The sequence below is a fragment of the Glutamicibacter sp. GQ173 genome, assembly GCF_059759215.1.
In genome coordinates this window covers 1-26,478 of the sequence record NZ_JCAXDT010000013.1, presented here as the reverse complement: position 1 = coordinate 26,478, position 26,478 = coordinate 1, and the positions used below count along the sequence as shown (strand labels likewise).

At 62.2% G+C, this 26,478-nt stretch carries 27 protein-coding genes and 1 tRNA gene; 13 read left to right on the top strand and 15 right to left on the bottom strand.

The genetic code is table 11. The features are described from left to right. Positions 1 to 185 precede the first annotated feature (185 nt). A tRNA-Lys gene (locus tag AC6CHO_RS16630) sits at positions 186 to 258 on the bottom strand. 160 nt (positions 259 to 418) lie between these two features. Here AC6CHO_RS16630 and AC6CHO_RS16625 point away from each other — a divergent pair. The 4 genes from AC6CHO_RS16625 (at position 419) to AC6CHO_RS16610 (ending at position 4,243) form a co-directional block, all read left to right on the top strand. Further along, positions 419 to 1,084, top strand: a complete 666-nt coding sequence (locus AC6CHO_RS16625; RefSeq protein ID WP_498216599.1) for a hypothetical protein — start codon at positions 419 to 421, stop codon at positions 1,082 to 1,084. 62 nt (positions 1,085 to 1,146) lie between these two features. Beyond that, a complete protein-coding gene (locus AC6CHO_RS16620) occupies positions 1,147 to 2,358 on the top strand; it encodes an MFS transporter (protein ID WP_498216598.1) in 1,212 nt (403 codons plus the stop codon). Between the two features lie 221 nt (positions 2,359 to 2,579). Continuing rightward, entirely contained in the window at positions 2,580 to 3,209 is a 630-nt protein-coding gene (locus tag AC6CHO_RS16615; RefSeq protein WP_444661144.1) for a hypothetical protein, read from the top strand. 5 nt (positions 3,210 to 3,214) lie between these two features. Next, positions 3,215 to 4,243, top strand: a complete 1,029-nt coding sequence (locus AC6CHO_RS16610; RefSeq protein WP_498216596.1) for an inorganic phosphate transporter — start codon at positions 3,215 to 3,217, stop codon at positions 4,241 to 4,243. On the opposite strand, the gene AC6CHO_RS16605 is transcribed toward AC6CHO_RS16610, so the two are convergent. From AC6CHO_RS16605 to pstS, 6 genes are all read right to left on the bottom strand, one after another. After that, positions 4,240 to 4,437 carry a helix-turn-helix transcriptional regulator gene (locus AC6CHO_RS16605; RefSeq protein ID WP_498216594.1) on the bottom strand — a complete coding sequence of 66 codons (198 nt, stop codon included), beginning with the start codon at positions 4,435 to 4,437 and terminating at the stop codon, positions 4,240 to 4,242. The two genes, AC6CHO_RS16610 and AC6CHO_RS16605, sit on opposite strands and share 4 nt — an antisense overlap. Continuing rightward, complete coding sequence (locus tag AC6CHO_RS16600) at positions 4,437 to 4,895, bottom strand: hypothetical protein (protein WP_498216592.1); 459 nt, start codon at positions 4,893 to 4,895, stop codon at positions 4,437 to 4,439. The genes AC6CHO_RS16605 and AC6CHO_RS16600 overlap by 1 nt, the downstream gene beginning before the upstream one ends. 210 nt (positions 4,896 to 5,105) lie before the next feature. Next, positions 5,106 to 5,885: a phosphate ABC transporter ATP-binding protein PstB gene (gene pstB / locus AC6CHO_RS16595; RefSeq protein WP_028268887.1), complete on the bottom strand. Its 780-nt coding sequence runs from the start codon at positions 5,883 to 5,885 to the stop codon at positions 5,106 to 5,108. A 47-nt stretch (positions 5,886 to 5,932) separates the two neighbouring features. Beyond that, positions 5,933 to 7,075: a phosphate ABC transporter permease PstA gene (pstA, locus tag AC6CHO_RS16590; RefSeq protein ID WP_498216590.1), complete on the bottom strand. Its 1,143-nt coding sequence runs from the start codon at positions 7,073 to 7,075 to the stop codon at positions 5,933 to 5,935. Further along, the gene (gene pstC, locus AC6CHO_RS16585) at positions 7,075 to 8,010 is read right to left on the bottom strand and encodes a phosphate ABC transporter permease subunit PstC (protein ID WP_498216588.1); all 936 of its coding nucleotides are present in this window, start codon (positions 8,008 to 8,010) and stop codon (positions 7,075 to 7,077) included. Before pstC ends, pstA begins: the two co-directional genes overlap by 1 nt. 120 nt (positions 8,011 to 8,130) lie before the next feature. Beyond that, positions 8,131 to 9,243 (bottom strand): phosphate ABC transporter substrate-binding protein PstS, encoded by a 1,113-nt coding sequence (pstS, locus tag AC6CHO_RS16580; protein WP_498216586.1) that lies wholly within the window; start codon positions 9,241 to 9,243, stop codon positions 8,131 to 8,133. 215 nt (positions 9,244 to 9,458) lie between these two features. On the opposite strand from pstS, the gene AC6CHO_RS16575 reads away from it, so the two are divergent. Genes AC6CHO_RS16575 through disA form a run of 3 tightly spaced genes read left to right on the top strand, consistent with a single transcriptional unit; the run spans position 9,459 to position 13,139 of the window. Further along, entirely contained in the window at positions 9,459 to 10,601 is a 1,143-nt protein-coding gene (locus AC6CHO_RS16575; RefSeq protein ID WP_060703240.1) for an FUSC family protein, read from the top strand. Between the two features lie 35 nt (positions 10,602 to 10,636). After that, positions 10,637 to 12,031 carry a DNA repair protein RadA gene (radA, locus tag AC6CHO_RS16570; protein ID WP_498216584.1) on the top strand — a complete coding sequence of 465 codons (1,395 nt, stop codon included), beginning with the start codon at positions 10,637 to 10,639 and terminating at the stop codon, positions 12,029 to 12,031. Between the two features lie 34 nt (positions 12,032 to 12,065). After that, complete coding sequence (gene disA, locus AC6CHO_RS16565; RefSeq protein WP_498216582.1) at positions 12,066 to 13,139, top strand: DNA integrity scanning diadenylate cyclase DisA; 1,074 nt, start codon at positions 12,066 to 12,068, stop codon at positions 13,137 to 13,139. Positions 13,140 to 13,143: 4 nt separating this feature from the next. Here disA and AC6CHO_RS16560 read toward each other — a convergent pair whose 3' ends face one another. Then, on the bottom strand, positions 13,144 to 13,749 hold the full coding sequence (locus tag AC6CHO_RS16560) for a hypothetical protein (RefSeq protein ID WP_498216581.1): 606 nt from the start codon (positions 13,747 to 13,749) through the stop codon (positions 13,144 to 13,146). Positions 13,750 to 13,835: 86 nt separating this feature from the next. On the opposite strand from AC6CHO_RS16560, the gene AC6CHO_RS16555 reads away from it, so the two are divergent. Next, entirely contained in the window at positions 13,836 to 14,744 is a 909-nt protein-coding gene (locus AC6CHO_RS16555) for an iron-sulfur binding domain-containing protein (protein WP_498216579.1), read from the top strand. 13 nt (positions 14,745 to 14,757) lie between these two features. After that, positions 14,758 to 15,558, top strand: a complete 801-nt coding sequence (locus tag AC6CHO_RS16550) for a DUF1206 domain-containing protein (protein WP_498216577.1) — start codon at positions 14,758 to 14,760, stop codon at positions 15,556 to 15,558. Between the two features lie 6 nt (positions 15,559 to 15,564). On the opposite strand, the gene AC6CHO_RS16545 is transcribed toward AC6CHO_RS16550, so the two are convergent. Beyond that, a complete protein-coding gene (locus AC6CHO_RS16545; RefSeq protein WP_444661156.1) occupies positions 15,565 to 16,074 on the bottom strand; it encodes an amino-acid N-acetyltransferase in 510 nt (169 codons plus the stop codon). 129 nt (positions 16,075 to 16,203) lie between these two features. Between AC6CHO_RS16545 and AC6CHO_RS16540 the strand changes: the two genes are divergently transcribed. From AC6CHO_RS16540 to AC6CHO_RS16525, 4 genes are read left to right on the top strand one after another with little or no spacing between them, the layout of a single operon-like run. After that, entirely contained in the window at positions 16,204 to 17,430 is a 1,227-nt protein-coding gene (locus AC6CHO_RS16540; protein ID WP_498216575.1) for an MFS transporter, read from the top strand. 3 nt (positions 17,431 to 17,433) lie between these two features. Continuing rightward, a complete protein-coding gene (locus AC6CHO_RS16535; RefSeq protein ID WP_498216573.1) occupies positions 17,434 to 17,832 on the top strand; it encodes a helix-turn-helix domain-containing protein in 399 nt (132 codons plus the stop codon). Positions 17,833 to 17,880: 48 nt separating this feature from the next. Then, positions 17,881 to 18,288, top strand: coding sequence for a VOC family protein (locus AC6CHO_RS16530; RefSeq protein ID WP_498216572.1), 408 nt, complete (start codon positions 17,881 to 17,883; stop codon positions 18,286 to 18,288). 9 nt (positions 18,289 to 18,297) lie between these two features. Further along, positions 18,298 to 18,744 (top strand): iron chaperone, encoded by a 447-nt coding sequence (locus AC6CHO_RS16525; protein ID WP_498216571.1) that lies wholly within the window; start codon positions 18,298 to 18,300, stop codon positions 18,742 to 18,744. A gap of 31 nt (positions 18,745 to 18,775) precedes the next feature. On the opposite strand, the gene AC6CHO_RS16520 is transcribed toward AC6CHO_RS16525, so the two are convergent. From AC6CHO_RS16520 to AC6CHO_RS16495, 6 genes are all read right to left on the bottom strand, one after another. Beyond that, positions 18,776 to 19,240 (bottom strand): hypothetical protein, encoded by a 465-nt coding sequence (locus tag AC6CHO_RS16520; protein WP_498216569.1) that lies wholly within the window; start codon positions 19,238 to 19,240, stop codon positions 18,776 to 18,778. Between the two features lie 92 nt (positions 19,241 to 19,332). Continuing rightward, on the bottom strand, positions 19,333 to 21,846 hold the full coding sequence (locus AC6CHO_RS16515) for an ATP-dependent Clp protease ATP-binding subunit (RefSeq protein ID WP_498216567.1): 2,514 nt from the start codon (positions 21,844 to 21,846) through the stop codon (positions 19,333 to 19,335). 267 nt (positions 21,847 to 22,113) lie between these two features. Next, positions 22,114 to 22,434 carry a histone-like nucleoid-structuring protein Lsr2 gene (locus AC6CHO_RS16510; RefSeq protein ID WP_022876972.1) on the bottom strand — a complete coding sequence of 107 codons (321 nt, stop codon included), beginning with the start codon at positions 22,432 to 22,434 and terminating at the stop codon, positions 22,114 to 22,116. A 138-nt stretch (positions 22,435 to 22,572) separates the two neighbouring features. Continuing rightward, entirely contained in the window at positions 22,573 to 22,740 is a 168-nt protein-coding gene (locus AC6CHO_RS16505; RefSeq protein ID WP_444661163.1) for a hypothetical protein, read from the bottom strand. A gap of 2 nt (positions 22,741 to 22,742) precedes the next feature. After that, a complete protein-coding gene (gene lysS / locus AC6CHO_RS16500) occupies positions 22,743 to 24,257 on the bottom strand; it encodes a lysine--tRNA ligase (RefSeq protein ID WP_444661164.1) in 1,515 nt (504 codons plus the stop codon). A gap of 136 nt (positions 24,258 to 24,393) precedes the next feature. Beyond that, positions 24,394 to 26,367, bottom strand: coding sequence for a M13 family metallopeptidase (locus AC6CHO_RS16495; RefSeq protein WP_498216566.1), 1,974 nt, complete (start codon positions 26,365 to 26,367; stop codon positions 24,394 to 24,396). Positions 26,368 to 26,478: the final 111 nt, after the last annotated feature.

Below are 26,478 nucleotides of genomic sequence, written 5' to 3'. Positions count from 1 at the left end.
CGGCCAATGGCGAATCAGCGGCTCCAAGGTTGCCCGCTGATTCAGGCTCTTATATTCGGGACGTTCAAAAAGCACCAAAGCATCCGTTGTTCGCCCATAGGGCTGGGCGGCCTGCCCAGCCCCGCAGTTAAGACGAAAATAGGATCCAGCTTGCAGGAGCAAGCTGGATCCTATTTCATTTTTTGTGCGCCCTGCGGGGATCGAACCCGCGACCAATGGATTAAAAGTCCAGTGCTCTACCAGCTGAGCTAAAGGCGCACGGCACAAGGCCAAAATCCATACTACCCGATGGAACCGCATGAGTATTAATCGGCGGTTTCCGCCGGTGCACTGGCGTTAAAACCTGCTGAATCCCGGGCGATATGAGACGCAACACCCGTTAACGAAGCGCCAAGGTTCAGCGAGTATTCTTGAGCCCATGAAAGGTGCACGCGCAGGATCTAAAGTTGCCCAGGATGCCGGATACCGCCATCACAAACCACGCCCATTCGCGCCAGAGGAATTCGAGCCCTACGAAGGCGGGTCCGATCCGGCGCGCGTTTCGGAAGCCGCCCACCTTTCAGCCCAGGCCTTTGTGCGCCGGGGCATCGAGAATAGCGATCCGGAAGTGTCCCACCGGCTGATCGCGGTGGCAGAAGACGAGGGCCTGGAAGTCCTGGCTGAGCTGTGGAGCGAGGCACCGGCCCATTCGCTGCCCGGTGCCCTGTGGAGGCTGTACGCAGTACGCGCGGCGACCATGGGCAAGCCGGAAGTGCACTCGGCCCGCTTCCAAGCCGGTGCCCACCGCGCGCAGGTGGAACGCATCGTTGCCGGCGTTGCCGAACCTCCGACGGCTGAAGAGCTGAAGAAGATGACCGGGTCGATTCTTTCCGGCGCTTTTGATGGAGACTTTGCCCACGCGCTGGAACGCACCGCGGCTTACTGCCGGGTGCTGGTCCTGGGCATGACCGAGCACGCAGACGCCGCTGACCTGTCCAATAGCGAACGCGGGACCAAGTTGACCCAGCAAGCCCGGGCCTTAAGCAAGACCGCCGACGACTTGGAAATTTGTGCCCGGCTTTGGAGGCAAGACGCGTTGGACTGAAATGCCGGATCGGAGTTCTAGGATGGATGAGGAACTAGTCCCGCAATTTTAGGCAGGTGCGCGTGGTCGCCGGATCGAAAGCGAGCTCTTCGGGGATCATGCGCTGGCTGGTGATCCTGATCACCACCGGGCTGCTTTCGCAGACCGCGTTGAACCTCGTTCGGCCGGTCACCACCTATAAGCTCATCTCCTTCGGCTCAGGTTCCTTCACCGTGGGTGCGGTGACCGCAGCCTACGCAATCCTTCCGCTGTTCACTGCCATGATGCTGGGTCGGGTCAGTTCGCGCATCCGGCGCATACGATTTTTGATGGTCGCCGGTGTGGGGCTCATCGCCGTTGGCGGCTTGGGCATTAATCTCGCCCCCAATGCGCTGGCGGTGGCACTGGCCAGCGCCGTGCTGGGCCTGGGGCATTTGATGTTCACCATCGGCGGCCAGTCATCCATTGCCCGGTATTTCCCGGACAGCGACCTTGACAAGGGCTTCGGCTGGTTTACCGCCGCCTATGCCGCTGGGCAGTTTGCCGGCCCGCTGATCGCTGGCATAGTGCTGGGTTCGGGCACGGATGCCGTGTCGGCGGAACGAATCGCGGATATCGGCCTGTCCCTGTGGATCGGCGCGGGCGCCGCATTACTGGCGGTGCCGTTCCTGCTCCCGAATTGGCAGCCGCGGGTTTCCAAGTCGGTGTCTGCCGCCTCACCGGAGCGTTCTTCGGCGTCAATTGGCTCGGTGCTGCGGATCAAGGGCATGGCATCGCATATCTTCGCGTCGATGACGCTGCTGTCCATGCTGGACATCCTCACCGCTTTCCTGCCGCTGGTTGCCGAGAAACATAGCGTCACACCGGCTGCAGTCGGTGTGCTTTTGGCCATCCGGGGTTGCGCCTCGGTGGTGTCCAGATTGTTCATTCCGAAACTCTCTGCGCATTTCGAACGCCGGCAATTGCTGGTGACCAGCCTGTATGTCTCCGGGGTTTCCATCGCGCTGGCCCCGGTCTTCATCGACGTGCTGTGGGCTTCCGGCCTCGCCTTGCTCATTGGCGGCTTCTTCCTGGGGCTGGGCCAGCCGATGACAATGACGATGATTTCCACCTCGGTGCCACCGGTGGACCGAGGTGCGGCGTTGGCCGTGCGATTGATGGGAAACCGGCTCGGACAAGTGGCATTGCCGGTGATTTCGAGCACCGTGGCCGCGGGTTTGGGGCCGGCTGGCGCGGTGTGGTTCTGTTGCGCGCTGTTGTGCTTGAGCGGGGCAGAAAAGAATCTGCGCCATTAGCGTGAGAAAACGCACGCGCCGGCCGCTGTGGTTGACAGCAGGGGCGTTGGGCGAGAAAACTAGGTAGCGGTGTCGGGCCGCTGGTAACCCCGGGCTCCAAAATTCTGCCGCTTCGAGCGGCCTTCCGCCGAGAGGCGTTCCCGGTCCGACATCATCAAACCCCGGCGTTAACTTCCACGTCGTAAACTGTTCTGCGTTGGTACCCGAAGCAGTCGATCCGAATGGTGCGCCCAAAAGTGAAGTTCCAGGTCTTTCCCTCCTCCTCGCGTGGCATCGAGCTGCTTCGCGCGTTGACCACCACTATCCGTGGATCGGTGGAGAGCGTGGCCGAAATGATCGGCAGCCCGAGCACCCGTTCCGAGCGCCTGCGCGATCTGGCAGGCGCCGAGGCCGAAGCTTCCGACCTGGTGCACGCGGTGATGACCCACCTGCGAACCAGCTATGTCAGTCCGCTGCCACGCGAGGACATGTACGCGCTCTCGCGCTTCCTGCACGAAACCATGGAGCATCTGCGAGGCACCGGCGAGCTGATCATGACCGTTGGCTCCACCCCGCTCTCCGAGCGTTCCTCGGAGCAGCTGGAATTGATCTCGCAGCTCGCGGAGCTGGCCTCCGATGCGGTGCAGCGGCTGAACAACCTTGATGATCTGGAGGATAATTGGCTGCAGATGCTGCAGTTCTCCAAGCGCGCCTCGCGCACCCATCTGGTGTGGGGCCATGAGATCGCCAATTTTTCCAAGGCGAGCACCATTCATCGGCATCAGCTGGTTGCCGACCAGCTGATGCTGACCGCCAACACCCTGCGCCAGTTCGCCGATCACCTCGGCCGCGTGCTGGTCAAGGAGTCCTAAGGCCCATGACCCTCATTTCGGTGCTCACCGCGGTCGCGCTCGTGCTGACCCTGGCCTACGCGGTGCTCAACGGCATGCGTGATGCTTCCACCGCGGTAGCAGCCTCGGTCAGGACCCGGGCGCTGCGCCCGGGCATTGCGGTGTCCGTGGCGGCCTTTTTTGCCTTCCTGGGCACCATGGGCACCTCGGGGCTGAGCGTGGCCCTGGTGCAGGAATTGAACTTCAATGTGCCCGAGGGCGTTCTCGGGTTGAAACTGCTGATTTGCAGCCTGCTGGTGGCAGGGGCGTGGGGCATCTACTGCTGGTGGCGCGGCCTGCCGATCAGTTCCACCCATGCCCTGCTTTCAGCCTTGGTTGGTGGCAGCGGCGCTTCGGCGTTGATGGGCGACCAGTCGGTGGGCAACGCGTGGGGGCTGCTGCTCTCCTCGGTGATTCTTCCGATGCTGCTCGCCTCGGTGATCGCCTACACGCTCTCGTATCTGCTGGTGTTCCCGGCGACCAGGCTGCTGCGCCACAACACCTCGCGATCGGTGAATGAAGGTTCCCGCGTGGGGCAGGCTGTCGCGGCCGGGGCCGTGGCCCTGGGCCTTGGGCTCCAAGATGGCCAGCGCACCGCCGCCCTCTTGAGCCTGGTGCTGATTACTGGCCGGGCGATGGATCCGGGACCGGTGACCCTGGCCATCCAGCTTTCCGCGGCGTTCGCCTTGAGTTTTGGGGTGCTTCTGGGCGGATGGCGGATTACCTACACGCTGGGCCGCCGCCTGGTGAATTTTGATCCGCTGCGCGGCATGATCGCGCAGGGCGTTGCCGCCCTGATGCTTTTTGTGGGTTCGCTCGTGCTGCACCTGCCGCTGTCCACGAACCAGTCGGTAACCAGTGGCATCGTCGGTGCCGGACGGAACCAGGCCTTTGAATCGGTCGTGTGGCGCAATGTGTTCAGGGTGTTCCGGCACTGGCTTTTGACACCCGTTGCCTGTGTTGCCGGTGGGGCGATCCTCACCCTGGCGGTGCGCCCGCTGCTTGTTGCAGGCTAGTGCTCGCCGGGGCTGAACAGGTCCTCGATGCGGCAGTTGAACACCGCGGCAAGCTTGAAGGCGAGGGGCAGGGATGGGTCGTAGCGCCCTTTTTCCAGGGAGATGATCGTCTGCCGGGATACACCGAGCAGGTCGGCCAACGCCTGTTGCGAGAATCCGCGTTCCTTGCGGTAGTCGCCGAGGTTGTTCTCCATTAGCCTTCGGCTCGCTTAATCAGCAAGTAGCGGACCGCGAAATCCACCATGGCCACGAGGACTATGCCGGCTAGGGCCAGTCCGAGCGAGACGGCTACCGGAATGAATGAAAACAGCGCGGCGCCAAGACCGCACACGATCAGCAGATCCTGGAATACCCCGACGGCCGCCTTGTCATTCCATTGGCTCTCCACCGATATCTCCGGATTTCTTGTGGCACCGCGCAAGGTGTTCCGGTCCAGCAGCAATGCCCAGCAGGCTGTTGAAATCACCGGCAGCAAACCTGCGGTCATGATCAATGCCGCCAGCATGAAATGATCCGGGGCATTGAGCCGGGCGAACAGCACGCCGGCGCCAGCCGAGAACACCACGCCCGTGACGAGGCTGGCCGCGACCAGGGCGCCCGGGCCGCCGCCAAAGCGCGAACGGCCCCATTTGCTTTGAGTTGCAGCTTTCATTTCCACACCATTGCTCCCATTCGACTTGATGTAAACCTTACTTTACTGACAAGCACGCTTTACAGTCAAGGGTCTTTTACACAAGGAATTAAAAACCAACGGCGCACCAGTGCTGGCGCGCCGTTGGCGGTGATCCCCTCCAGGATCCCCGGAAGACCCCCCTTCCGGTTCGTCTATCGCCAGCTCAAGAAGCGGCGATATCCGAAATCTTTATCCGAAGCGTCCGGAGACGTAGTCCTCGGTGGCCTTCTGCTCCGGGTTGGAGAAGATGGCGGTGGTGTCGTTGAACTCGATGAGCTTGCCCGGCTTGCCGGTGCCCGCAATGTTGAAGAATGCGGTCTTGTCGCTCACGCGCGCAGCCTGCTGCATATTGTGGGTCACGATCACCACGGTGAAGTCGTTCTTCAGCTCGTTGATCAAGTCTTCGATGGCCAAGGTCGAGATCGGGTCCAGTGCCGAGCAGGGCTCGTCCATCAGGATCACATCTGGCTTCACGGCGATGGTGCGGGCAATGCACAAACGCTGCTGCTGGCCGCCGGAGAGGCCCGAGCCCGGCTTGTCCAGGCGGTCCTTGACTTCGTTCCACAGGTTGGCGCCGCGCAGCGACTTCTCCACCAGGTCATCGGCGTCGGAGCGCGAGATCTTGGTTCCGTTCAGCTTCACGCCGGCGAGCACATTGTCCTTGATGGACATGGTCGGGAACGGGTTCGGGCGCTGGAAGACCATGCCGATCTGGCTGCGCACGGTCACCGGGTCGACACCGGCACCGTAGAGGTCATCTCCGTCCAGCAGCACCTGGCCCTCGACGCGGCCGCCGGGTATCACTTCGTGCATGCGGTTCAGGGTGCGCAGGAAGGTGGACTTGCCGCAGCCCGACGGGCCGATGAAGGCGGTGACGGACTTTGGCTCGATGTTGATCGAGACGCCTTCGACGGCGAGGAACTTGGAGTAGTAGACGTTCAGATCGTTGACGTCAATGCGTTTTGCCATGATGTATTCCTTGGAAAGTTTGGGTTTGTCCGGACCGGAGCTTTAGCTCAACGGCCCTTCTTTGGGGCGAAGATCGAGGCGACCAGGCGGGCGATCAGGTTCAATGCCATCACCATCAGGATCAGCAGCAGGGCGGCAGCCCAGGCTCGCTGCACCGACGGATCGATGTTCGTCGGGCTGGTCGGGGTCAGGATCTGGTAGTAGATGAAGGTCGGCAACGTGGACATCCAGTTGGCGAACACATTCATGTTGATCTGGCTTGCGACGCCGGCGGTCACCAGGATGGGTGCCGTTTCGCCGATCACGCGGGCGATGGCCAGGGTGACGCCCGAGGCGATACCCGAGATCGCCGTCGGGATGACTACCTTCAAGATGGTGCGCCAGCGGCGAACACCCAGTGCGAAGGAGGCTTCGCGCAGTTCGTTCGGAACGATCTTGAGCATTTCCTCGGTGGAGCGGACCACGGTTGGAATCATCAGCACGCTCAAGGCCACCGCGGCCACAATGCCCATGCGGGCGTTGGGCCCCAGGATCATGCCGAAGAAGGCCGCAGCGAACAGGCCGGCCACGATCGAGGGGATGCCGGTCATCACGTCGACGAAGAAGGTGATTGCCTTGGACAAGCTCTTGCCCTGGCCGTATTCGACCAGGTAGACGGCCGTGAGCATGCCCACCGGAACCGAGATCAAGGTGGCCCAGAATGTGATCAGCAAGGTGCCCATCACTGCGTGGTAGGCGCCGCCGATCACTGGCTCGCCGTTGGCCACGGTCTGGTTGTCAATGGCGCCGGTGACACCGTTCATGGAATTGAACAGGAAGCTGCTGTTGATGCCGGGCAGCCCCTTTTCCAGAACCGTGTAGAGCACAGAGACCAGCGGGATCAGCGCCACGATGAAGGCGGCGTAGATCAGGTAGGTCCACATGGCATTCTTGCCGCGGCGCTTGCCTTCCACCACGGAAGTGATGACCGATGCGGCCACCAGGAAGATGATCGCCGAGTAGATCGCGAAGGCGGCCACGCTGAAGCCGGTCAGGGTGGAAATCGCGGCGCCGATGATGATCGAGCCAGCGGCGATGGCCCAGATGGCCCATTTCGGCAGCTTGCCCTTGGCCAGGGAGTTGCGCTTGCGCACCGGCGGGGTGGAATTGCTGCTGGCCTGGTTGCTGAGGTTAGTGGTGATGGCACTCATCAGTTAGCTCCCGAGAATTCCTTGTGGCGGGCGATGATTCCGCGGGCGACGATGTTCACGATCAGGGTGATCAGGAACAAGACCAGACCGGCGGCAATCAGTTCCGCCAGACGCAGCCCGAAGGCTTCGGGGAAGTTCAACGCGATTTCCGCTGCGATCGTCTGGTTGCCGGTTTTGATCAGCGATGGGATCAGGTTGCCGGTGGAGAGCACCAGGGCCACGGCCATGGTCTCGCCCAGGGCGCGGCCCAGTCCCAGCATGACAGCGGAGATGATGCCCGGGCGGGCGAAGGGGATTACCGCGGTGGTGATCATTTCCCAGCGAGTGGCACCCAGGGCCAGGGCGGCTTCCTCATGCAGCTTGGGAGTCTGCAGGAAGATTTCGCGGCTCAGCGAGGTGATGATCGGAAGCACCATCACGGCCAGCACGATGCCTGCGGTGAGCATGGTCTTGCCGGTCTGCGAGGCAGGACCTTCAAAGAGCGGGATGAAACCCAGGTTCTCGGAGAGCCATTCAAAGCCCGGGACCAGGGCCGGCGCCAGGACCATGTAGCCCCAGGCGCCGTAGATCACCGATGGGATCGCTGCGAGCAGGTCGATCAGGTAGCCCAGCGGGCCGGCCACCTTGCGTGGTGCAAAGTGCGAGATGAACAGTGCCACGCCGAGGCCGATCGGGGTAGCTACAGCCAGAGCGATGGCTGCTGCAATAACGGTGCCGATGACAATCGGCCAGATGTAGGCAAAGAATCCTTGGCCGCCGGAAATCTCTGCTGGATCAGCAAAGAACGTCGGCAGGGCCTGGATCAGCAAGAAGACCGCAACCGCGAAGAGCGTGATCAGGATCAGTACACCGGCAGCCAGTGCGGCACCGGAGAAGATCTTGTCACCTGCGCGGCCTGAAGTCGATGACTTGCTTGTCAAAGCATTGGTAGTCATGGCTAAAGCCTTTACGAAACGGGGGTGGAGCAGTTTTACCTGCTGGGGGTGGAGGGGTGTTGCTGGTGCGGGTGGTCGAGTTCACCACCCGCACCAAGTGCCGGTTGCCCGGCTGGAGTTCTACTTGGCTACGGTGATCGAGTCGATCGCCTTGGCAGCCTTCTCGGCGATGGCTGCCGAGATTGGGGCGTTGCCGGCAGATTCCTGCGCGGTCTTCTGGCCGTCCTCGGAGACTGCATACTTGCCGAAGGCCTTGACCAGGTCCACGGTGGCCTGATCCTTGTAGCTGCTGCAGAAGATGTGGTAGGAAACCAGCACGATCGGGTAGGTTCCGGCCTCGGTGGTGTCGCGCTTCAGATCCAGTGCGAGGTCGTTCTCGGAAGCACCTTCAACCGGGGTTGCGGCATCCAGGGCCTTGGCAGCAGCCTCTGCAGAGATCTTGGTGTACTCGTCGCCCACCTTGACGTTGACGGTGGACAGCTTGCCCACTGCGGAGTGGTCAGCGTAGGTGATGGCGCCGTTGGTGGAAGTAGTGGTCGAAACCACGCCCGAGGTGCCCTTGGCGTTCTCCGACTGGATGTCGCTTGGCCAATCGCCGGACACGTCGTAGGTCCAGACATCGCCTGCGGCAGCCTTCAGGTATTCGACGAAGTTCTCGGTGGTGCCGGACTCGTCATTGCGGTGGACCACGGTGATGGCGGTGTCAGGCAGGTCCGCATCCGGGTTCTGCTTGGCGATGGCCTCATCGTTCCACTTGGTGATTTCCTTCTTGAACACCTTGGCGATAGTGTCGGCATCCATGTTGATCTCATCGACGCCTTCAAGGTTGAAGGCAACCGCGATCGGGGAAACGTAGGCTGGGATGTTGAAGGCGCCATCCGGGCCGCAGATCTTCTGGGCGTCTTTGGCTTCTTCTGGCTTCAGGTAGGCATCGGAGCCAGCGAACTGCGCGCCGCCGCCGAGGAACGCCTTGCGGCCAGCGCCAGAACCATCCGGCGAGTACTGCACGGTAGCGCCCGAGTTTTCAGCCGTAAATCCGGCGATCCAAGCTTCCATGGCCGAGTTCTGGGCCGAGCTGCCGCTACCGGTCAAGGTGCCGGTGACGCCGGCTGCCGACGATCCGGCTGCGCTCTCAGAGCTGGCAGCGGTTGGATTGTCTGAACCGCAAGCGGTCAGTGCGATTGCCGCGACAGAAAGGACGGCAGCTGCACTGCCAAGGCGATTGAGCTTCACGAGTTGTACTCCCCATGTTGAATACTAAATGTAAGAAACTTTGAGCGGATTCTGCCCCGCTTCATATATGACGGTAAGGAGCCAAGGTAACCAGCTCACCCGGTGAAGGTGAACAAGAGGTTAACAGCTTCTACGTCGGCTGGTGATCCTGCTCACGGAAGCAATGTGGGCGCATGTTCATCGGCTTCGCGGCCGGTCCGTGGGAGACTGTGCCTATGGCTATTGGGAGCACGCCGAAGCGGATGCCGGCAAAGGTTACCGGCTTCCTCGCCGCGCGAAACCGCTCGGGGCTGCTGCGCGCGCGCAATTCGCTGCCGAGAATCCTGCGCATGACCCTGGGCGCCATTGGCGCTTTCTGGATTGCAGAGAGCATCTGGGGACACACGCAGCCCATTTTTGCCGCCACCAGCGCCCTGATCTCCCTGGGGTTCGGCGCCTCCACCACGGTGCGCAAAACTGCCGAAGTAGCCCTTGGGTGCACCCTCGGCGTGGCCCTGGGCGATACCTTGATGCATTGGTTCGGCCAAGGAATCTGGCAGGCAGCCCTGGTGATGTCGCTGAGCCTGGTTGTCGCCCGCTACCTGGATTCGGGCACCATCTTCTCCACCCAGCTGGGCATGCAATCGGCACTGGTGGTGCTGCTGCCGATCAGCGTCGACGGCCCTTTTGCCAGATCCATCGACGCACTGACCGGGTCCCTGCTGGCCCTGCTGGTCATCGTCTTCTGGCCCACCGACCCGCGCCGCACCCCGGTCGCGGCGCTCAGCGAGCTGTTCAAGGAACTCTCCGAAGCGATCCTCGAATGCTCGTGGGCGATCCGCGACGATGACCGCCGTTCGGCCTTCCATGCGCTGATCAAGGCCCGGGGAACCCAAAAGCACCTCGATCAGCTGCCGGGCGCCTTCAGCGTGTCCAAGGAAATCGCGACGATCTCCCCCGCTGGCCGCAGGCACCGCCACGAACTGAACCGGCTCTCCGAACGCTTCAACCATTACGACTGGACCGCCCGCAACCTGCGCGTTTTTGCCCGCCGGCTGGCTTCGGTGCTCAGCAACGGGGCCTTGACCCCGCAGGGCGCCCAAGCCCTGGCCCCGCTGCTGCGCGAGGTCTCGGAGGCGGCGAACTCGTTGTCCCACTCGGTGCGCGAGCAAACCGTTGCCGGGCAGCGGAAATATGAAAAGGCCGCCGTGCTGCAGCTTGAAAATGCCGCGGCGCAGCTTGATCCGCAAGCCTTGGGCGTTGAAGGCTTGCAGGGTGAAGGGCTGGTGCTGCTGCTGCGCCCGATGATCGTGGATCTCCTGGAAGCGGCCGGGCGCAATCATGATGAGGCCATCGAAGCCCTGCCCAAGCTGTCTTGAGCAATTTTGTCCTCCCGGCTCGATAGCATGGGCCTATGGCCAAAACCTCCACACGCAGCAAGTCCTCGCCCACATTCAAATGCTCTGAATGCGGCTGGACCACCATCAAATGGGTGGGGCGCTGCGGTGAATGCCAGGCGTGGGGCACCGTTGAAGAAGTAGGCGTCGTCTCGGCGCGCACCGTGGCCGCGGCCAAGGTGGCGCATCCGGCCAGGCCCATCGCCCAGATCGACGGTTCCGAAGCGGCCTTCCGCCCCAGCGGCGTCTCCGAGCTGGACCGCGTGCTGGGCGGCGGACTGGTCCCGGCCGCCGCCATCCTGCTGGCCGGCGAGCCGGGTGTTGGCAAGTCCACGCTGCTGCTGGATGTGGCGGCCAAGGCCGCGCAGACCGGGCTTCGGGTGCTCTACCTGACCGGCGAGGAATCAGCCGCCCAGGTCAAATCCCGCGCTGAGCGCATCAATGCCATCGCCGACACCCTGTACCTGGCCGCCGAAACAGACCTCGCATTGGCCCTGGGGCAGATCCAGGAAATTGATCCGCAGCTGCTGATCCTCGACTCGGTGCAGACCTTCTCCTCCGCTCAGATCGACGGGGCGGCCGGCGGTGTCTCCCAGGTGCGCGAGGTGGCCGCCTCGATCATCAACGCCGCCAAGACCCGCGCCATGTCCACCATCATGGTGGGGCATGTGACCAAGGAAGGCTCGGTTGCCGGACCCCGCTTGCTCGAGCACCTGGTGGATGTGGTCTGCCAATTCGACGGAGAGAAGCATTCGCGCCTGCGCATCCTGCGCGCGCTGAAGAACCGCTACGGCGCCACCGACGAGGTGGGCTGCTTCGACTTGAACGAGGACGGCATCGAGTCCCTGACCGACCCGTCAAAGCTCTTTGTCACCCGCACCCGCACTCCGGTTCCCGGCACCTGCATCACGGTGACCCTGGAGGGCCGCCGCCCCCTGGTGGCGGAAGTGCAGACCTTGCTCTCGCGCAGCAACGCCCCGGCCGCCCGCCGTGCCACCAGCGGACTGGACGCGGCTCGAGCGCAAATGGTGGTCGCGGTATTGCAGGCGCGGGCGCATATGGATTTATCCGCCATGGACTCCTACATCGCCACGGTCGGCGGAGTGAAAATCGCCGAGCCTGCCTCGGATTTGGCCTGCGCGCTGGCCTTGGCCTCCTCGATGAACGAGTTCCCGCTGCCGCAGGATTTTGTGGCCTTCGGCGAGGTGGGGCTGGCCGGCGAGGTGCGCCAGGTGCCCGAGATCTCCCGCCGCATCACCGAGGCGCAGCGCCTGGGCTTCTCCTTTGCGATGGCCCCTGCCACCCCGCAACCGCTGAAGAACATCCCCGACGGGATCCGTGTTTTCCAGGTGGAGAACATTGCCCAGGCCCTGGATATCGCCTTCGCCCAGCGGCAGAAGCCAGCACGATAAACTAGAGTGTTGCCGCCCGCCGAAAGGACGCACGTTGAAAGCGAACTCATCCCCCGGTTTTCTTGCCATCCTGGCCCAGATCGCCCCGGGCACCGAACTTGCCCAGGGGCTCGAGCGCATCCAGCGCGGCCGCACCGGCGCCCTGATCGTGCTGGGACATGACAAGGTGGTCGAATCCGTCAGCTCCGGCGGGTTCAGGATCAACACCGAATACACCCCCACCCGCCTTCGCGAACTGGCCAAAATGGACGGGGCGATCATCCTCGATGGCACCGCCCGCCAGATCCTGCAGGCCGGCGTGCAGCTGATGCCCGACGCGCAGATCGACACCCAGGAATCAGGCACGCGCCACCGGACCGCAGAGCGCGTGGCGGCGCAGACCGGGTTCCCGACCATCTCGGTGTCCCAGTCCATGCAGACCATCACGCTCTATGCCGCCGGCGAGCGCCACGTGCTGGAACCTGCCGAGCGGCTGCTGGCACGAGGCAACCAAGCCATCGCCACCCTGGAGCGCTACCGGCACCGGCTGGACCAGGTCACCAGCGCCCTGTCGGCTGCGGAGATCGAGGATGTGGCCACCGCCCGCGAAGTATTGGCGGTGCTGCAACGCACCGAAATGCTGCGGCGCACCAGCGAGGAAATCTCCCGCAACGTCCTGGAGCTGGGAATCGACGGGCGCCTGCTGGCCGCCCAGCACGCAGAATTGCTCTCCGGCATCCAGATCGACAACCAGCTGCTGATGCACGACTATGCGCAGGCCGAGGGCCAGGAACTGGATATCGACGTCGCCCTCGAGCGCCTGCACGAGGTCTCCGACGCGCAGCTGATCGACCTTGAGGGCCTGACCAAGATCCTGTTCCCGCAGGGCACCATCGGACAGGACGACCAGCTCACGCCCAAGGGCTACCGGCTGCTTTCGCAGATTCGAACGGTGCCCAAGGCCATTGGCGACCGGCTGGTGGCGTCTTTCGGTAATTTGCAGCTGCTGATGGCGGCGTCGACCACCGCGCTGATGGAAATCGAAGGTGTCGGCGAACAGCGTGCCCGTTCCATCCGCGAAGGCCTGGCCCGCATGGCCGAGTCCTCGCTGCTGGACCGCTACATCTAGGGGGCTACTCCAGGGTGAAGCTCACCGGTTCGGATTCGATTTCTCCGATGGCCGCGGTGAACTTGTAGGTGCCCGGGCGCGGCTGCACGCTCACGGCTTTGCAGCCCGGGGCCGAGCGATCGCGGTTCCAGGTGAAGCGGGCATTCTCCTTCTGCCCGGGGGCGAAGACCAGCTGGACGTCCTCGCCGTTTTGCAGGCAGTCCACGGTGGAGAAGACCCTGTCGGCGCCGCTGGAGATCAGGAATTCCTGCATGCTGGTGCCCACGTTCAATTCGCACTCGCGCTTGGACGTATTCTCGACGCCCAGGATCAATACCGGCTTTTTGCCCGCGGCATAGCTCTTCGCGTCCGTGGAGGCGGTGACCTTGACTTCGCCCGCCTTGCACTTCTTGCCCGCATCCTGATCGGAGTCCGGGCTTTGGGCGGGCGCGCTGGACTGCGCCGTGGGGGCGGGCGCTGCAGGATCTTCTGGATCCGGTGACAGCAAGCCGGCAATGGCGGCAATGCCCCAGATGATCAAGCCCACCAGTACCAAGGCGATCACCGCGAAGGTGATGCGCCGGCGCCGATAGACGCTGGCTGGAAGCTTTCCCCCTGATGCATTGCTCATGGCTTAAGGCTAGTTCATTGGCGCCCGGGAACCCGGTAATGGCAGGGGAATCGAGGCAATGAAGCGTCGTTGGCTACAGTGGTGTGGTGCAACAAATCCATCGCCAAATCAATCAGTGGTACCAGAAGAACTCCCGGGACCTGCCGTGGCGCAAAGAAGGCGTGAGCGGCTGGGAGGTGATGGTCAGCGAATTCATGCTGCAGCAGACCCCCGTGGTGCGTGTTTTGCCGGTCTGGGAGGAATGGATGCGCCGCTGGCCGCAGCCGCAAGACCTGGCTGGCGAACCGCTGTCCGAAGCGCTCAAGGCCTGGGGCCGGCTGGGATATCCACGCCGGGCCCAGCGCTTGCATGCCGCCGCCGTGGAAATCACCACCGAGTACAACGGCCAGGTGCCGCGCACCGAAGACGCGTTGCGGGCCTTGCCGGGCGTCGGGGGCTATACGGCTGCGGCTATCGCCTGTTTTGCCTTTGGCGAGCCCACCGTGGTGGTTGATACCAATATCCGCCGGGTTCACGCCAGGCTCTTTGGCGGCATGGCCCTGCCCGAGCCCAGCCCGCGCGCCAGCGAATTTGCCCGCGCCCGGCAGGTGCAGCCCGAGGATGCAGAGCAGGCCAATGCGTGGAACATCTCGGTGATGGAACTCGGTGCGCTGGTGTGCACCGCGCGCAGCCCCAAATGCGATTCCTGCCCGGTCTTCGAGCACTGCGCATGGATTGCAGCCGGGCAGCCCGCCCCGCACTACACTCCCAAGGGCCAGGCCTGGAAAGGCACCGACCGCCAGGTGCGCGGAGCGATCATGGCGGTCTTGCGCGAGCATGAGCACCCGGTGCCGCAGGCTTCCTTCCTGGCGGACCTTGGCGGGCAGGAGCATCCCGCCTATGTGGCACTGGAAAAATTGCAGGCCGAAGCCCAGCAGCGCGAACGGGCGCTGGCCGGATTGCTCAAGGATGGGCTGGCGGTGCTCGAGGATGGCGGTGTGCGCCTGCCATCCTAGCTATGCTTGGCGCATGAACGATTCGGATGATCCGGCCGCTGCCGCCCAGCAAGCGGCACGGCACCCGCTCTTTGAGCGCTTGGCCCGGCTGGGCTACGTCGCCAACGGCATTTTGCACGCCACCTTGGGGGTGCTCGCTTCCGTGGTGGCCACCGGCGGCAAGGCCCAGGCCGATCAAAGCGGTGCCATGCGGGCGCTATCGGCCCAGCCCTTTGGTGTTGCGCTGCTGTGGATCTGTGCCATCGGAGCCCTCATATTGGGGCTGTGGTCGCTGGCGCAGCTGCTGCTGCCCGGTAAGAAAACGCGAGAACGGCTCAAGCTTGCGGGCACCGGGCTGGTCTTCCTTGCCGCAGGGTTCACCTTTGGCCGTTTTGGCATGGGCAATCCCAGCGACTCGGAGCACACCGCCACCAGTCTCAGCGGCGAGCTGATGAAGTCCTTGGCCGGCAGGGCGGCACTGGTGGCTCTCGGTGCGGTGCTGCTGGTGATGGCCGGCTACTACATCTACAAGGGCGCCAGCAGAAAGTTCCTTGATGACTTGCACCGCTCCAGCCGGCGCGAAATCTCTTGGGCGGTCAGGTTTTCCGGGATGATCGGCTACCCGGCCAAGGGGCTAGTTCTTGGGGCCCTGGGCTTGCTGTTCATTGTGGCCACCGTCCAGGGTGATCCCGAGGAAGCTGGCGGCATCGACGGCGCGCTCAAGGCGATCCGCGACCAGGATCATGGTTCGGTGGCCTTGGCTGCCATCGCCGCTGGGCTGATCAGCTACGCCCTGTACCTGATATTGCGTGCCCGCTATGACCGGATGGACTAGCCGGGGCTAATCCAGGGCGATGATCATGCGGGTATTGCCCAGGGTATTGGGCTTGACCCGGGCCAGATCCAGGAATTCGGCGACGCCCTCATCGCGCGAGAGCAGGATTTCCTGGTACACCGATGGGTCCACGGCGCTTTGATCGGCCATCACGGAAAAGCCCTGGCGCTCAAAGAAGGACACTTCGAAGGTCAGGCAGAAGACGCGGGCCACGCCTACGGCCTTGGCCCGGCGCAGCAGTTCCTGCAGCAGCAAATGGCCTACGCCCATGCCGCGAACCTGATCCGAGGTGGCCAGGGTGCGGATCTCGGCAATATCTTCCCAGATCACGTGCAGGCCGCCACAACCAACAACATTTCCGTCCGCGTCTTGGGCTATGACGAATTCCTGGATGGACTCGTAATAGGTGACCGCTTCCTTATCCAGCAAGATGCGCTCTTCGGCCAGCGGCCGGACAAGGTCGCGAATGGCCGGGACATCACTGGTTTTGGCGGAGCGGACGGTAAAAGTATTCACCTTTCAAATCCTATGCCCGATGGCCGGAAGTTCCGAAGCCGGTGCCGGATATGTCATAGTGCCCGGGAAGCAGGCTCGCTGGTGCAAGAACTTGGCTAGAATCGCGGTAGCGCCTAGCAAAGGATGAGGATGACAGCCAGAGAAGCTCGCCCCGGATTCGGGCTGCTGGCCATCCTCCTGGCAGCTGTCGGCATTGCTCCGCTGCTGAGCTATGGGCTGAACGCCACCAGCGACCTGGTGATCCGCGACCTGGGCATCAGCGAATCCCAGTTCGGGCTCTTGGCTACGGTCTGCTTTGGCTGCGCTGCCATTGGCAATCTGGCTTTCGGGAAGTTCTCCGATGCACAGCCCGATGCCCGGTTGATGCTGATCATCTTTGGCACCGCGGCCCTGGCCATGGGCTTGGCTGCGGTGGATGCCGGGTATGCGCTGTTGCTCGCGGCGTCGGGGATCGCTGGCTTCGCGCAATCTTTTCCCAATGGGGTGACCAACCGGATCCTGGCCCAGCGCGTGCCCAGCGCCCAGCGCATTGGCTGGACCGGAATCAAGCAGTCCGGCGTCCAGGTCTCCCAGCTGGTGGGCAGCCTTGCGTTCCCCCTATTGGCCGCGTTCGTCGGCTGGCAGGGTGCCTCCTTGGCCGGGGCGGTGGTGGCCGCTGGCCTGGCGCTGCTGGCACTGCGCATTCTCAACTCCGCCCCGTTGCTCGCGGCCCCGGCACCCGGCAAGAGCAGCCGGAGCGGCACGGAGAACAGCGAGCCGGCAGCCGGCGCGGCGGCCTCCACGCGGTTCATCATCTACGCTTTGAGCCTTTTCGGGTTCATCAACGGTGTGGGCGTGCAAGCCACAAACGTCTATTTGGCGCTGTTTGCGGTGCGCGAATTGGACTTCTCGCTGGTGGCTGGCGGGCTGACCGCTGCCATGGCCGGGATCGTGGGGGTCAGCGCACGGGTTGGCTGGGGGCAGATGATGTCCCGCGGAGTTGCCGCGCCCAAGCTGCTGCTTCTATTGGCGCTGCTGGCCACCTGTGGCGGCACGAGTTTCCTGTTGGCCCAGCAGCTGCATTCGCCGATTCTGCTCTGGGTTGCGGTGGCACTGCACGGTGCCTCGGCGCTCGGGGTCTCCGTGGTGCTGATGGCGGCGCTGCTCCGCGTGGTTCCGGCCAGCCGCTTGGGCAGCTCCAGCGGCCTGGTCTCCGCAGGGCAATTCGGCGGCTTCACCGTGGGACCCTTGGCCATGGGGCTTCTGGTTGGTTCTCCTGGCGGTTTCACCGCAGGGTGGATCTGCGTTATCGGGGTGTACCTTTGCTGCACGCTGTTGGGCGTCTTCCTGGTCCTTCGTTCGGCTCGGAGGCGATAGCCCATGGATACCCAGGCGCTGAAGGTTCTGGCTCACCTTCGCCGGGCCAAGGATTTGATGGACCGGCACTACGATCAGCCGCTGGATGTCCCAGCGATGGCCAGCAAGGCAGTGATGTCCCCCGCGCACTTTTCGCGCGAGTTCAAGCGGGCCTACGGCGAGACGCCCTATTCCTACCTGCTGACCCGGCGCATTGAACGGGCCATGCACCTGCTGCGCTCCGGGGTCTCGGTCACCGATGCCTGCATGCAGGTTGGCTGGAGCTCCCTGGGTTCTTTCAGCAAGCGCTTCACCGAGGTTGTCGGCGAGACGCCCACCGCCTACCGGGAACGCGATCACGAGGATTCGGAACATATCCCGGCGTGCATTGCCAAGATCCTGTTGCGGCCTTCGAGATTCTGAGCAGTTTTGAAGAAGCCGTGGACACCATCCAGCTTCTAAGCTGAATCCATGGCAAATATTTCAGTTCAGCATTTCCCGCTCATCGTTCTCGACGTGGACGAAGCCCTAGCTTTCTACCGCGACGGCTTGGGCCTTGAGGTCGTTTCAGATGTCGCCAACGGCGCCTTCCGCTGGGTCTCGCTTGGCGTTCCAGGCCAGCCCGGCTTGAATATCGTGCTCTCCGCTCCGGGAGCCGGCCGCTCGAACGAGGATGCACAGGTCATTGCGGAGCAGGTGGCCAAGGGCGCCTTCGGGCCATTGGTCTTTTCCGTGGCTGACCTTGATTCGCTCTTCGAGTCGCTGTCGGCCAGTGGCGCCGAGGTGCTGCAGGAGCCGGCTCTCCAGCCGTGGGGACCGCGCGACTGCGCATTCCGCGACCCTTCGGGCAACATGATCCGCATCAACCAGGCAGCATAGGAGCAAAAGATGGCAAACGATGAAAAGACCGGATTCAGCGACGCCGAGAAAGCCGCTATGAAGGATCGCGCGGCAGAGGTCAAGGCGACGAAGAAGCGCATGACCAAGGCGGAGAAGGCCGCCGCGGCCCTGGCCGCGGTGGAAGAAAAGATCGCCTCCTATGAGGGCACCGACAAGGTGCTGGCCCAAGCGCTGCATCGGATCATCACCTCAACGGCGCCCGAGCTGGAACCCAGAACCTGGTACGGGATGCCGGCCTACGCCCTGGACGGCAACATCCTGTGCTTCATCCAGGATGCGGCCAAGTTCGGTGCCCGCTACCTGACCCTGGGCTTCAACGATGCGGCGAAGCTGGATGACGGGACGCTGTGGGCCACATCCTTCGCCATCACTTCATTGGATGGGCAGCAGGAGCAGATGATTGCGCGGCTGGTCAGCAAGTCCGTGGGACGCTAGCTGCGCGCCAGGGCGAGCCGATCAAGAGATCCTAGGGGCCGAGTGTTTCCTGCTTTGCCCGTGGCAACGACCACGCCAGGACCGGAGCCGAGAGCCCAAATACGACGACTAGTCCAAGCAGCCCCATGCCCACCGGCAGGGAACCAGTTTCCTGTGCTTCCCGCCCCAGCACGGTCATGAGCATGGATGCGCCCAGCGAAAGAATGCCGAACCCTGCCGCGAGGAAGCACACGACGATGGCTTTGGGACCGGGATACCAATGCCCCAGGGAGAGGAAGTCGCGATAGGCCAAAATGCCGATCAGCAAGCAGATGGCGGCGACTGCTCCAATGACCAGGACTGCAAGCCACAGCGGGCCATAGCCGGCGCCGTCGGGGCCCGCATGCCGAACCAGCTGGCCGGGCAATAGCGGTCGCAGCACTGCATAGAGCACGGCGTACGCCACGATTGACAGGCCCGAAATAGCAACCAATTGGCCGATTCCGCTTCGCTTCATGGAATCAGCCTACGATAAATGGAATTTAAGGCAACGAGCCGCGGAACCAGATTCATCTGGTTCCGCGGCTCGTTGATAGTCAGGTGCTGCGCTTAGCTTTCCAGCGCGGCCGGTGCCGGCTCGCCTTCCAGCTGGCCGGTGCCGCCCTCAGCGTGGAAGACGAACTTCTGGTCCGCCCCCTCGCCTTCGACATCCACCGTGACCTTCTGTCCGGCAAGGATCTGGCCGAAGAGGATCCGCTCGGAGAGCTGGTCTTCGATATCGCGCTGGATGGTGCGGCGCAATGGACGGGCACCCATGGCTGGGTCGTAGCCGCGCTGTGCCAGCAGGCTGCGGGCAGCCTGCGTCAGCTCGATCGTCATGTCGCGTTCCTTCAAGCGCTTGGCCAGGCGGCCAACAAACAGGTCGACGATCTCTTCGATCTCGTCCTGGTTCAGCTGCGGGAAGACCACGGTGTCATCAACACGGTTCAGGAATTCAGGGCGGAAGTGCTGGCGCAGCTCTTCCTGGACCTTGGCCTGCATCCGCTCATAACCGGTCTTGGTATCCGCGGCCGACTGGAAGCCGGTCATCACACCCTTGGAGATGTCGCGGGTACCGAGGTTGGTGGTCATGATGATGATGGTGTTCTTGAAGTCCACCACGCGACCCTGGGAGTCGGTCAAGCGGCCGTCTTCCAGAATCTGCAACAGCGAGTTGAACAGGTCGGCGTGGGCCTTCTCCACCTCATCGAAGAGCACGACGGAGAACGGACGGCGGCGGACCTTCTCGGTCAGCTGTCCGCCTTCTTCGTAGCCGACGTAGCCTGGAGGGGCACCGAACAGGCGGGAAACGGTGTGCTTCTCCGAGTATTCGGACATGTCCAGGGTGATCAGCGCATCTTCCTCGCCGAAGAGGAACTCTGCCAGCGCCTTGGCCAGCTCGGTCTTGCCGACACCGGTTGGGCCGGCGAAGATGAACGAGCCGCCTGGGCGGTTTGGATCCTTCAGGCCTGCACGGGTGCGGCGGATCGCCTGGGAGATGGCCTTGATCGCCGAATCCTGGCCGATCACGCGCTTGTGCAGTTCGTCTTCCATGTTCAGCAGGCGCGTGGACTCTTCCTCGGTCAGCTTCACTACCGGGATGCCGGTGGAGTTTGCCAGAACTTCGGCAATCAGCTCTTCGGTGACCTCGGATACTTCATCCATGTCACCGTTGCGCCACGACTTTTCCTTTTCGTTGCGCGCCTCGATGAGCTTGGACTCCTTGTCGCGCAGCGAGGCTGCGCCTTCGAAGTCCTGCGCGTCGATCGCCGCTTCCTTCTCCAGGCGTACGGTCGCGATCTCCTCGTCCATTTCCTTCAGGGCGGGAGGCGCGGTCATTCGCTGGATGCGCAGGCGGGCACCGGCTTCATCGATCAGGTCAACTGCCTTGTCTGGCAGGAAGCGGTCCGAGATGTAGCGGTGGGCCAGCGTTGCGGCAGCCTGCAGCGCGCCATCGGTGATGGTCACGCGGTGGTGTGCCTCGTAGCGGTCACGCAGGCCACGCAGGATCTGCGTGGTCAGCTCAACGGTTGGTTCCTTGACCTGGATCGGCTGGAAGCGGCGCTCCAGCGCAGCATCCTTCTCGATGTTCTTGCGGTACTCATCAAGGGTGGTGGCACCAATGGTCTGCAGTTCTCCACGAGCCAGCATGGGCTTGAGGATCGAGGCAGCGTCAATAGCGCCTTCAGCGGCACCGGCACCCACGAGGGTGTGGATCTCGTCGATGAACAAGATGATGTCGCCACGGGTGCGGATCTCCTTGAGGACCTTCTTCAGGCGCTCTTCGAAGTCACCGCGGTAGCGCGAGCCGGCCACCAGGGAACCGAGGTCCAAGGTGTACAGCTGCTTGTCCTTGATGGTTTCTGGCACGTCGCCGCGGACGATCGACTGGGCCAGGCCCTCGACGACAGCGGTCTTGCCAACACCAGGCTCGCCGATCAGTACCGGGTTGTTCTTGGTGCGGCGCGAGAGGACCTGCATGACGCGTTCCATCTCGTGCTCGCGGCCAATCACCGGATCAAGCTTGCCTTCGCGGGCCGCGGCAGTGAGGTTGCGTCCGAACTGGTCCAGCACTGCTGAACCAGCCGGGGTGCCTTCCTGCTGCCCGCCCGAGCTGACACCAGCGGAGGCAGTCTCCTTGCCGCCCTGGTAGCCCGAAAGCAGCTGAATGACTTGCTGGCGCACGCGGCCGAGGTCGGCACCCAGCTTCACCAGCACCTGGGCGGCTACGCCCTCGCCTTCGCGGATCAGGCCGAGCAGGATGTGCTCGGTCCCAATGTAGTTATGTCCCAGCTGCAATGCTTCGCGCAGCGACAATTCCAAGACCTTCTTGGCACGAGGAGTGAACGGGATGTGACCGGAAGGCGCCTGCTGGCCCTTGCCGATAATCTCCTGAACCTGCTCGCGTACGGCACCCAGCGAAATATTCAGCGACTCTAGCGCTTTTGCGGCTACACCGTCACCTTCGTGGATTAGGCCGAGCAGCAGGTGCTCGGTGCCGATGTAATTGTGGTTGAGCATGCGCGCCTCTTCTTGGGCGAGCACGACAACTCGACGGGCACGGTCGGTAAATCTCTCAAACATCTTCGGCACACTCCTTGCTTACCAATAATTCGATGCTACGCATCTAGCGCCTTCAATTCGCCCTTGTTCGCCACGGGGATAACCCGATCAGTTGCTTCAGCCCTGATTGCCGGCTCCGGGAAACGGGAACGAATGCATTTTAGTTATTGCACAAACACTATTATCTTCAACCAAATTAAATGGATATATCACGATCGCCGTTATAAGAAAATGAGTCGGCACATAGAATGTGCCGACTCATTTGAAGTCTATCTGCAACCGAATGAATTACTTCGTGCGGTTGCGTCCGCCTTTGCGCATTGCAGCGTTGTAGGCATCTACAACTTCCGCATTAAGGCGCCCGCGGGCGTTGACCTTAATATTATTCTCTTTTGCCCAGGCGCGAATAGCTGGAGCTTCGCTGGTTGCAGTCTGCTTCGACGAACGCGCAGCTTCTACATACGGTTCAATAGCCGCGTGGAATTGTGCAGCATGCTCGTCGTTCAAATCAATTTCGAAGTGCTGGCCAGCAACACTAAAAGCAATTGATTCGGTTGCTTCGCTACCATCAATATCATCAATCAGGGCAATTTGAACCTGACGTGCCATCTGAGGATTCCTCCGAGCTTGAATGTGCTGGACTATCTGGTTTGAACCCACCAGTCCTTTTCAATGTTCAAGCTTATACAAATAGCGACTGAGAATTCTAATTCTGATCAGAATTCACAAGCTTCTTTCAGGAATACCCTAATTCTCGTTAGACGGATTATTGGAATCCGAACGATTTTGAATAAGCGCATCTGCTTCCGCTTCGGCTTGGCGCTCTTTTCGGTCCGCGTTTGTAATAGCTTTCATCACGTACCAAAAAAGCAACGCCAGACAGATAGTCGGAACAATTGCCTCGATATATGGCATTTCTATGCCTCCGGCTTGAGCAGTGGGAAGAGAATGGTTTCGCGGATGCCGACATTGGTAAAGAGCATCACCAAGCGGTCAATGCCCAAGCCGATGCCGCCCATTGGCGGGGCGCCATATTCCAAGGCACGCAGGAAGTCTTCATCGAGCTGCATCGCTTCGGGATCGCCGCCGGCGGCCAGCAGGGACTGCTCGGTGAGGCGCTCGCGCTGGATGACCGGGTCGATCAGCTCGGAGAACGCGGTTCCGCGTTCCATGCCGCCGATGATCAGGTCCCACGCCTCGATAACCCCTGGCTTCGAGCGGTGCGGACGAGCCAATGGCTGGGCCAGTGGCGGGTAGTCGCAAACGAAGGTCGGGTCGATCAGGGTCGGTTCGACGATCTCGCCGAACAGCTCAATCACCAGCTTCTGGGCACCCCAGGCCGGATCGATCTTGACGTCGTGCTTTTCGGCGATTTCGCGCAGCACCGAAGCCTCGGTGTCGGGGGTGATCTCGACGCCCACGACCTCGGACAGGCCCGGGTACACGCTGAGCCAGCGCCATTCGCCATCCAGGTTGGCGGTGCCCTTGGGGGTCTCGATGCTGCGGCCGGCTCCGATGGCGTCGGCGGCATTGAGGATGATCTCCTTGATGCGATCGGCCATGACGTACTGGTCTGCATAGGCTTCGTAGGATTCCAGGGTGGTGAATTCCGGCGAGTGGGTCGAGTCGACGCCTTCGTTGCGGAAGATCCGTCCAACCTCGAACACGCGGTCCACGCCGCCGACAACGCAGCGCTTCAGGTAGAGCTCGGTGGCGATGCGCAGGGTCATTTCCTGGTCAAAAGCGTTCAGGTGGGTCTTGAATGGGCGGGCCGAAGCGCCACCGTGGACCAGCTGCAGCATCGGGGTCTCAACCTCGACGTAGTTGTGGTTCTCGAGGGTGTTGCGCACGGCGCGAACAATTGCTGCGCGCTTGTAGACCATCTCGCGGGCTTCATTGCGCACGATCAGATCGGCGTAGCGCTGGCGAACGCGGGTTTCCTCGTTCAGGTCGGCATGCAGCACCGGCAATGGGCGCAAAGCCTTGGAAGCCATCTCGAATGCATCTGCCATGATCGACAGCTCGCCGCGGCGGGAGGAAATCACCTTGCCGCTGACAAAGACGTGGTCACCCAGGTCGACCAGGGACTTCCATGCAGCCAAGCGCTCTTCGCCGACATTGGCCAGCGACAGCATGACCTGCAGGCGCACGCCTTCGCCCTTGGGGCCGCCCTCCTGCAAGGTGGCGAAGCACAGCTTGCCGGTGTTGCGCATGAACACGATGCGGCCGACAACGCCCACCACATCTTCGGTTTCTTCGCCGGCTTCGAGGTGCTCGTATTTGTCGCGGATTTCCAGCAGGGAGTGGGTGCGGGCCACACCCACAGGGTAGGCTTCCTCACCCTTGGCCAAGAACTGGTTGCGCTTATCGGCACGAACCTGTCGCTGGTCGTTGGGATCAATGGGCTGTGCGGGATTATTTTCGGAAGTCACAATAGTCCATTCTACGTGTCATTGTGCACGGATAAAGCCCATCATGATCAGACTTACACCCCGAAGTTCAGCCAGCGACGACGGCAGGGCACCGGAAAAGCGAACTTTCCGATGCCCTGCCAGAGTGTTTTGAGTATTACCAGATTTCAACGCGCTGCGCTGGATCCAGCCACATGCCATCCCCCGGCTTCGTGCCGAAGGCCTTGTGGAATGCCTCGAGGTTCTTGGGAACCTGGTTGCAGCGGAATTCGCCCGGCGCGTGCGGGTCGGTGCGCACCCGGACCACAGCTGTTTCCGGGCGGATGAGGGTGCGCCAGCATTCGGCCCAGGAGTAGAAGAAGCGCTGGTCGCCGGTGACACCGTCGATCACCTCGTCATCGGTAATTCCGCGGGCAGCGAGCTCGAGCTTGTACGCCTTATAGGCGATGCCGAGTCCGCCCAAGTCGCCAATGTTTTCACCCAAGGTCAGGGCGCCGTTGACATTGTGCTCTGGCGCTTCGGTAGGCGAGAGCGCGTTGTACTGTTCTACCAGCTTGCCGGTGAGCTTCTCGAAAGCGGCGCGATCATCATCGGTCCACCAATTGATCAGCTGGCCGCTGCCGTCAAACTGCGATCCCTGGTCATCAAAGCCGTGGCCGATCTCGTGTCCGATCACCGCGCCGATGGCGCCGAAGTTCGAGGCGATATCCCGGTCCACATCAAAGAACGGCAAGCGCAGGATCGCTGCCGGGAAGGCGATCTCGTTCAGCAGCGGGTGGTAGTAGGCGTTCACCGTCTGCGGGTACATGAACCACAGCTCGCGGTCAACGCCGTCGTCGATCTTCTTCAGCTCACGCTTGAATTCGAATTCGTTGGCGGATGCCAGGTTGGCAATGACGTCCAGCTCATCGGTGGTGATGGACGAGTAGTCGATCCACTCGTTCGGGTAGCCGATCTTCGGGCGGAACTTCGAGAGCTTGTCCAGCGCCTTTTCAATGGTCTGCTCACCCATCCACGACAGCTCGCCAATGGAGATCCGGTAAGCCTCGATCAGACGCTGAACCAGCTGGTCCATGGCGGCTTTGGCTTCTGGCGGGAAATTCTCGGCAACGTAAAGCTGGCCGATATCCTCGCCGACCGCGCCTTCGGTGAAGGCGACACCACGCTTCCAGCGGTCCTTGATCTGCTCCACCCCGCCGAGCTTGGCGGAATAGAAGGAGAAGTTCTCATTCACGAAGTCGCTGGAGAGGTAGGGCGCAAAGGAACGGAGCACCTGTACGCGCAGCCAGTTCTTCCATGCTTCCAGCGGCTGCTCGGCGACTAGTCCTGAGAGCCCCTCGAGGTAGCTTGGCTGCCAAACGACAACTTCCCCATAGTAGTTGGCATCGATTCCGGCACCAGACAGCCACTCTTTCAGCCCTGCGAAGAGGTCAAAGAGCTGCTCGCCGCTCAAGAGGTTGTAGCGGGCCTGGGCATCGCGGACCTTTACCCGGTCCCAGTGGTATTCGGCGATAGCCGTTTCGAGCTCGACGACTTGAGCCGCAGCTTCCTCGGCGCTGTCTAAGCCGCCGAGGCTGAGCAGGCGCACCAGGTGCTCGCGGTAATCGGAGACGGTCTCTGCCAGTTGCTCGTCGTGGTAGTAGGACTCGTCCGGAAGGCCCAGGCCGCCTTGGAGGAAGGTCAGCAGGTTGCGCTCCGGATTGCCCGCATCGTTCATGGCCCCGATCTCGATGAATCCGCTGATGCCCTTGCGGTAGAACGAACCAGAGAGTTCAAGCAGGGATTCGACGCTTTGAATTTCGGAGATGGCCTGCAGGTATCCGGCGATCGGTCCCGCACCGCGCTCTTCGATGACCGCTTCATTCATGAATGAGCCATACAGGTCGGCGATGCGTTGTGTTGCTCCATCGGTGGCTGAGCCCGACTCGTAGGCCTGGACTGCTTTCTTGATGATGGCGTGAACGGCGTCTTCTGCCTGGTCGCGCAGTTCCATGAAGGAACCGTAGATCCCCTGGTCTCCGGGGATAGTGGCGGTTTCGAACCACTTGCCGTTGCTATGGCGGTAGAGATCGTCCTGGGGACGAATCGAATCGTCGCGATAGCGCAGCGGGCTCGTTGTCTCAGTGGTCAAAGCAGGGCTCCCTCGGTAGCAGATCTCATTTTATCTACTACACACTGTAACCAGTTCCCCGATGAAATTGAGCGTGAGTACCGCTGGTGCGCGGACGGCTTAAACAGGTTT

What these genes read in the sequence shown, in the direction of transcription:
- AC6CHO_RS16625 (WP_498216599.1), top strand. Translation starts at nt 419, where the DNA reads ATGAAAGGTGCACGCGCAGGATCTAAAGTTGCCCAGGATGCCGGATAC.
- AC6CHO_RS16615 (WP_444661144.1), top strand. Translation starts at nt 2,580, where the DNA reads ATGGTGCGCCCAAAAGTGAAGTTCCAGGTCTTTCCCTCCTCCTCGCGT.
- AC6CHO_RS16610 (WP_498216596.1), top strand. Translation starts at nt 3,215, where the DNA reads ATGACCCTCATTTCGGTGCTCACCGCGGTCGCGCTCGTGCTGACCCTG.
- AC6CHO_RS16605 (WP_498216594.1), bottom strand. Translation starts at nt 4,437, where the DNA reads ATGGAGAACAACCTCGGCGACTACCGCAAGGAACGCGGATTCTCGCAA.
- AC6CHO_RS16600 (WP_498216592.1), bottom strand. Translation starts at nt 4,895, where the DNA reads ATGAAAGCTGCAACTCAAAGCAAATGGGGCCGTTCGCGCTTTGGCGGC.
- pstB (WP_028268887.1), bottom strand. Translation starts at nt 5,885, where the DNA reads ATGGCAAAACGCATTGACGTCAACGATCTGAACGTCTACTACTCCAAG.
- pstA (WP_498216590.1), bottom strand. Translation starts at nt 7,075, where the DNA reads ATGAGTGCCATCACCACTAACCTCAGCAACCAGGCCAGCAGCAATTCC.
- pstC (WP_498216588.1), bottom strand. Translation starts at nt 8,010, where the DNA reads ATGACTACCAATGCTTTGACAAGCAAGTCATCGACTTCAGGCCGCGCA.
- AC6CHO_RS16575 (WP_060703240.1), top strand. Translation starts at nt 9,459, where the DNA reads ATGGCTATTGGGAGCACGCCGAAGCGGATGCCGGCAAAGGTTACCGGC.
- radA (WP_498216584.1), top strand. Translation starts at nt 10,637, where the DNA reads ATGGCCAAAACCTCCACACGCAGCAAGTCCTCGCCCACATTCAAATGC.
- AC6CHO_RS16560 (WP_498216581.1), bottom strand. Translation starts at nt 13,749, where the DNA reads ATGAGCAATGCATCAGGGGGAAAGCTTCCAGCCAGCGTCTATCGGCGC.
- AC6CHO_RS16550 (WP_498216577.1), top strand. Translation starts at nt 14,758, where the DNA reads ATGAACGATTCGGATGATCCGGCCGCTGCCGCCCAGCAAGCGGCACGG.
- AC6CHO_RS16540 (WP_498216575.1), top strand. Translation starts at nt 16,204, where the DNA reads ATGACAGCCAGAGAAGCTCGCCCCGGATTCGGGCTGCTGGCCATCCTC.
- AC6CHO_RS16535 (WP_498216573.1), top strand. Translation starts at nt 17,434, where the DNA reads ATGGATACCCAGGCGCTGAAGGTTCTGGCTCACCTTCGCCGGGCCAAG.
- AC6CHO_RS16530 (WP_498216572.1), top strand. Translation starts at nt 17,881, where the DNA reads ATGGCAAATATTTCAGTTCAGCATTTCCCGCTCATCGTTCTCGACGTG.
- AC6CHO_RS16525 (WP_498216571.1), top strand. Translation starts at nt 18,298, where the DNA reads ATGGCAAACGATGAAAAGACCGGATTCAGCGACGCCGAGAAAGCCGCT.
- AC6CHO_RS16520 (WP_498216569.1), bottom strand. Translation starts at nt 19,240, where the DNA reads ATGAAGCGAAGCGGAATCGGCCAATTGGTTGCTATTTCGGGCCTGTCA.
- AC6CHO_RS16515 (WP_498216567.1), bottom strand. Translation starts at nt 21,846, where the DNA reads ATGTTTGAGAGATTTACCGACCGTGCCCGTCGAGTTGTCGTGCTCGCC.
- AC6CHO_RS16510 (WP_022876972.1), bottom strand. Translation starts at nt 22,434, where the DNA reads ATGGCACGTCAGGTTCAAATTGCCCTGATTGATGATATTGATGGTAGC.
- AC6CHO_RS16505 (WP_444661163.1), bottom strand. Translation starts at nt 22,740, where the DNA reads ATGCCATATATCGAGGCAATTGTTCCGACTATCTGTCTGGCGTTGCTT.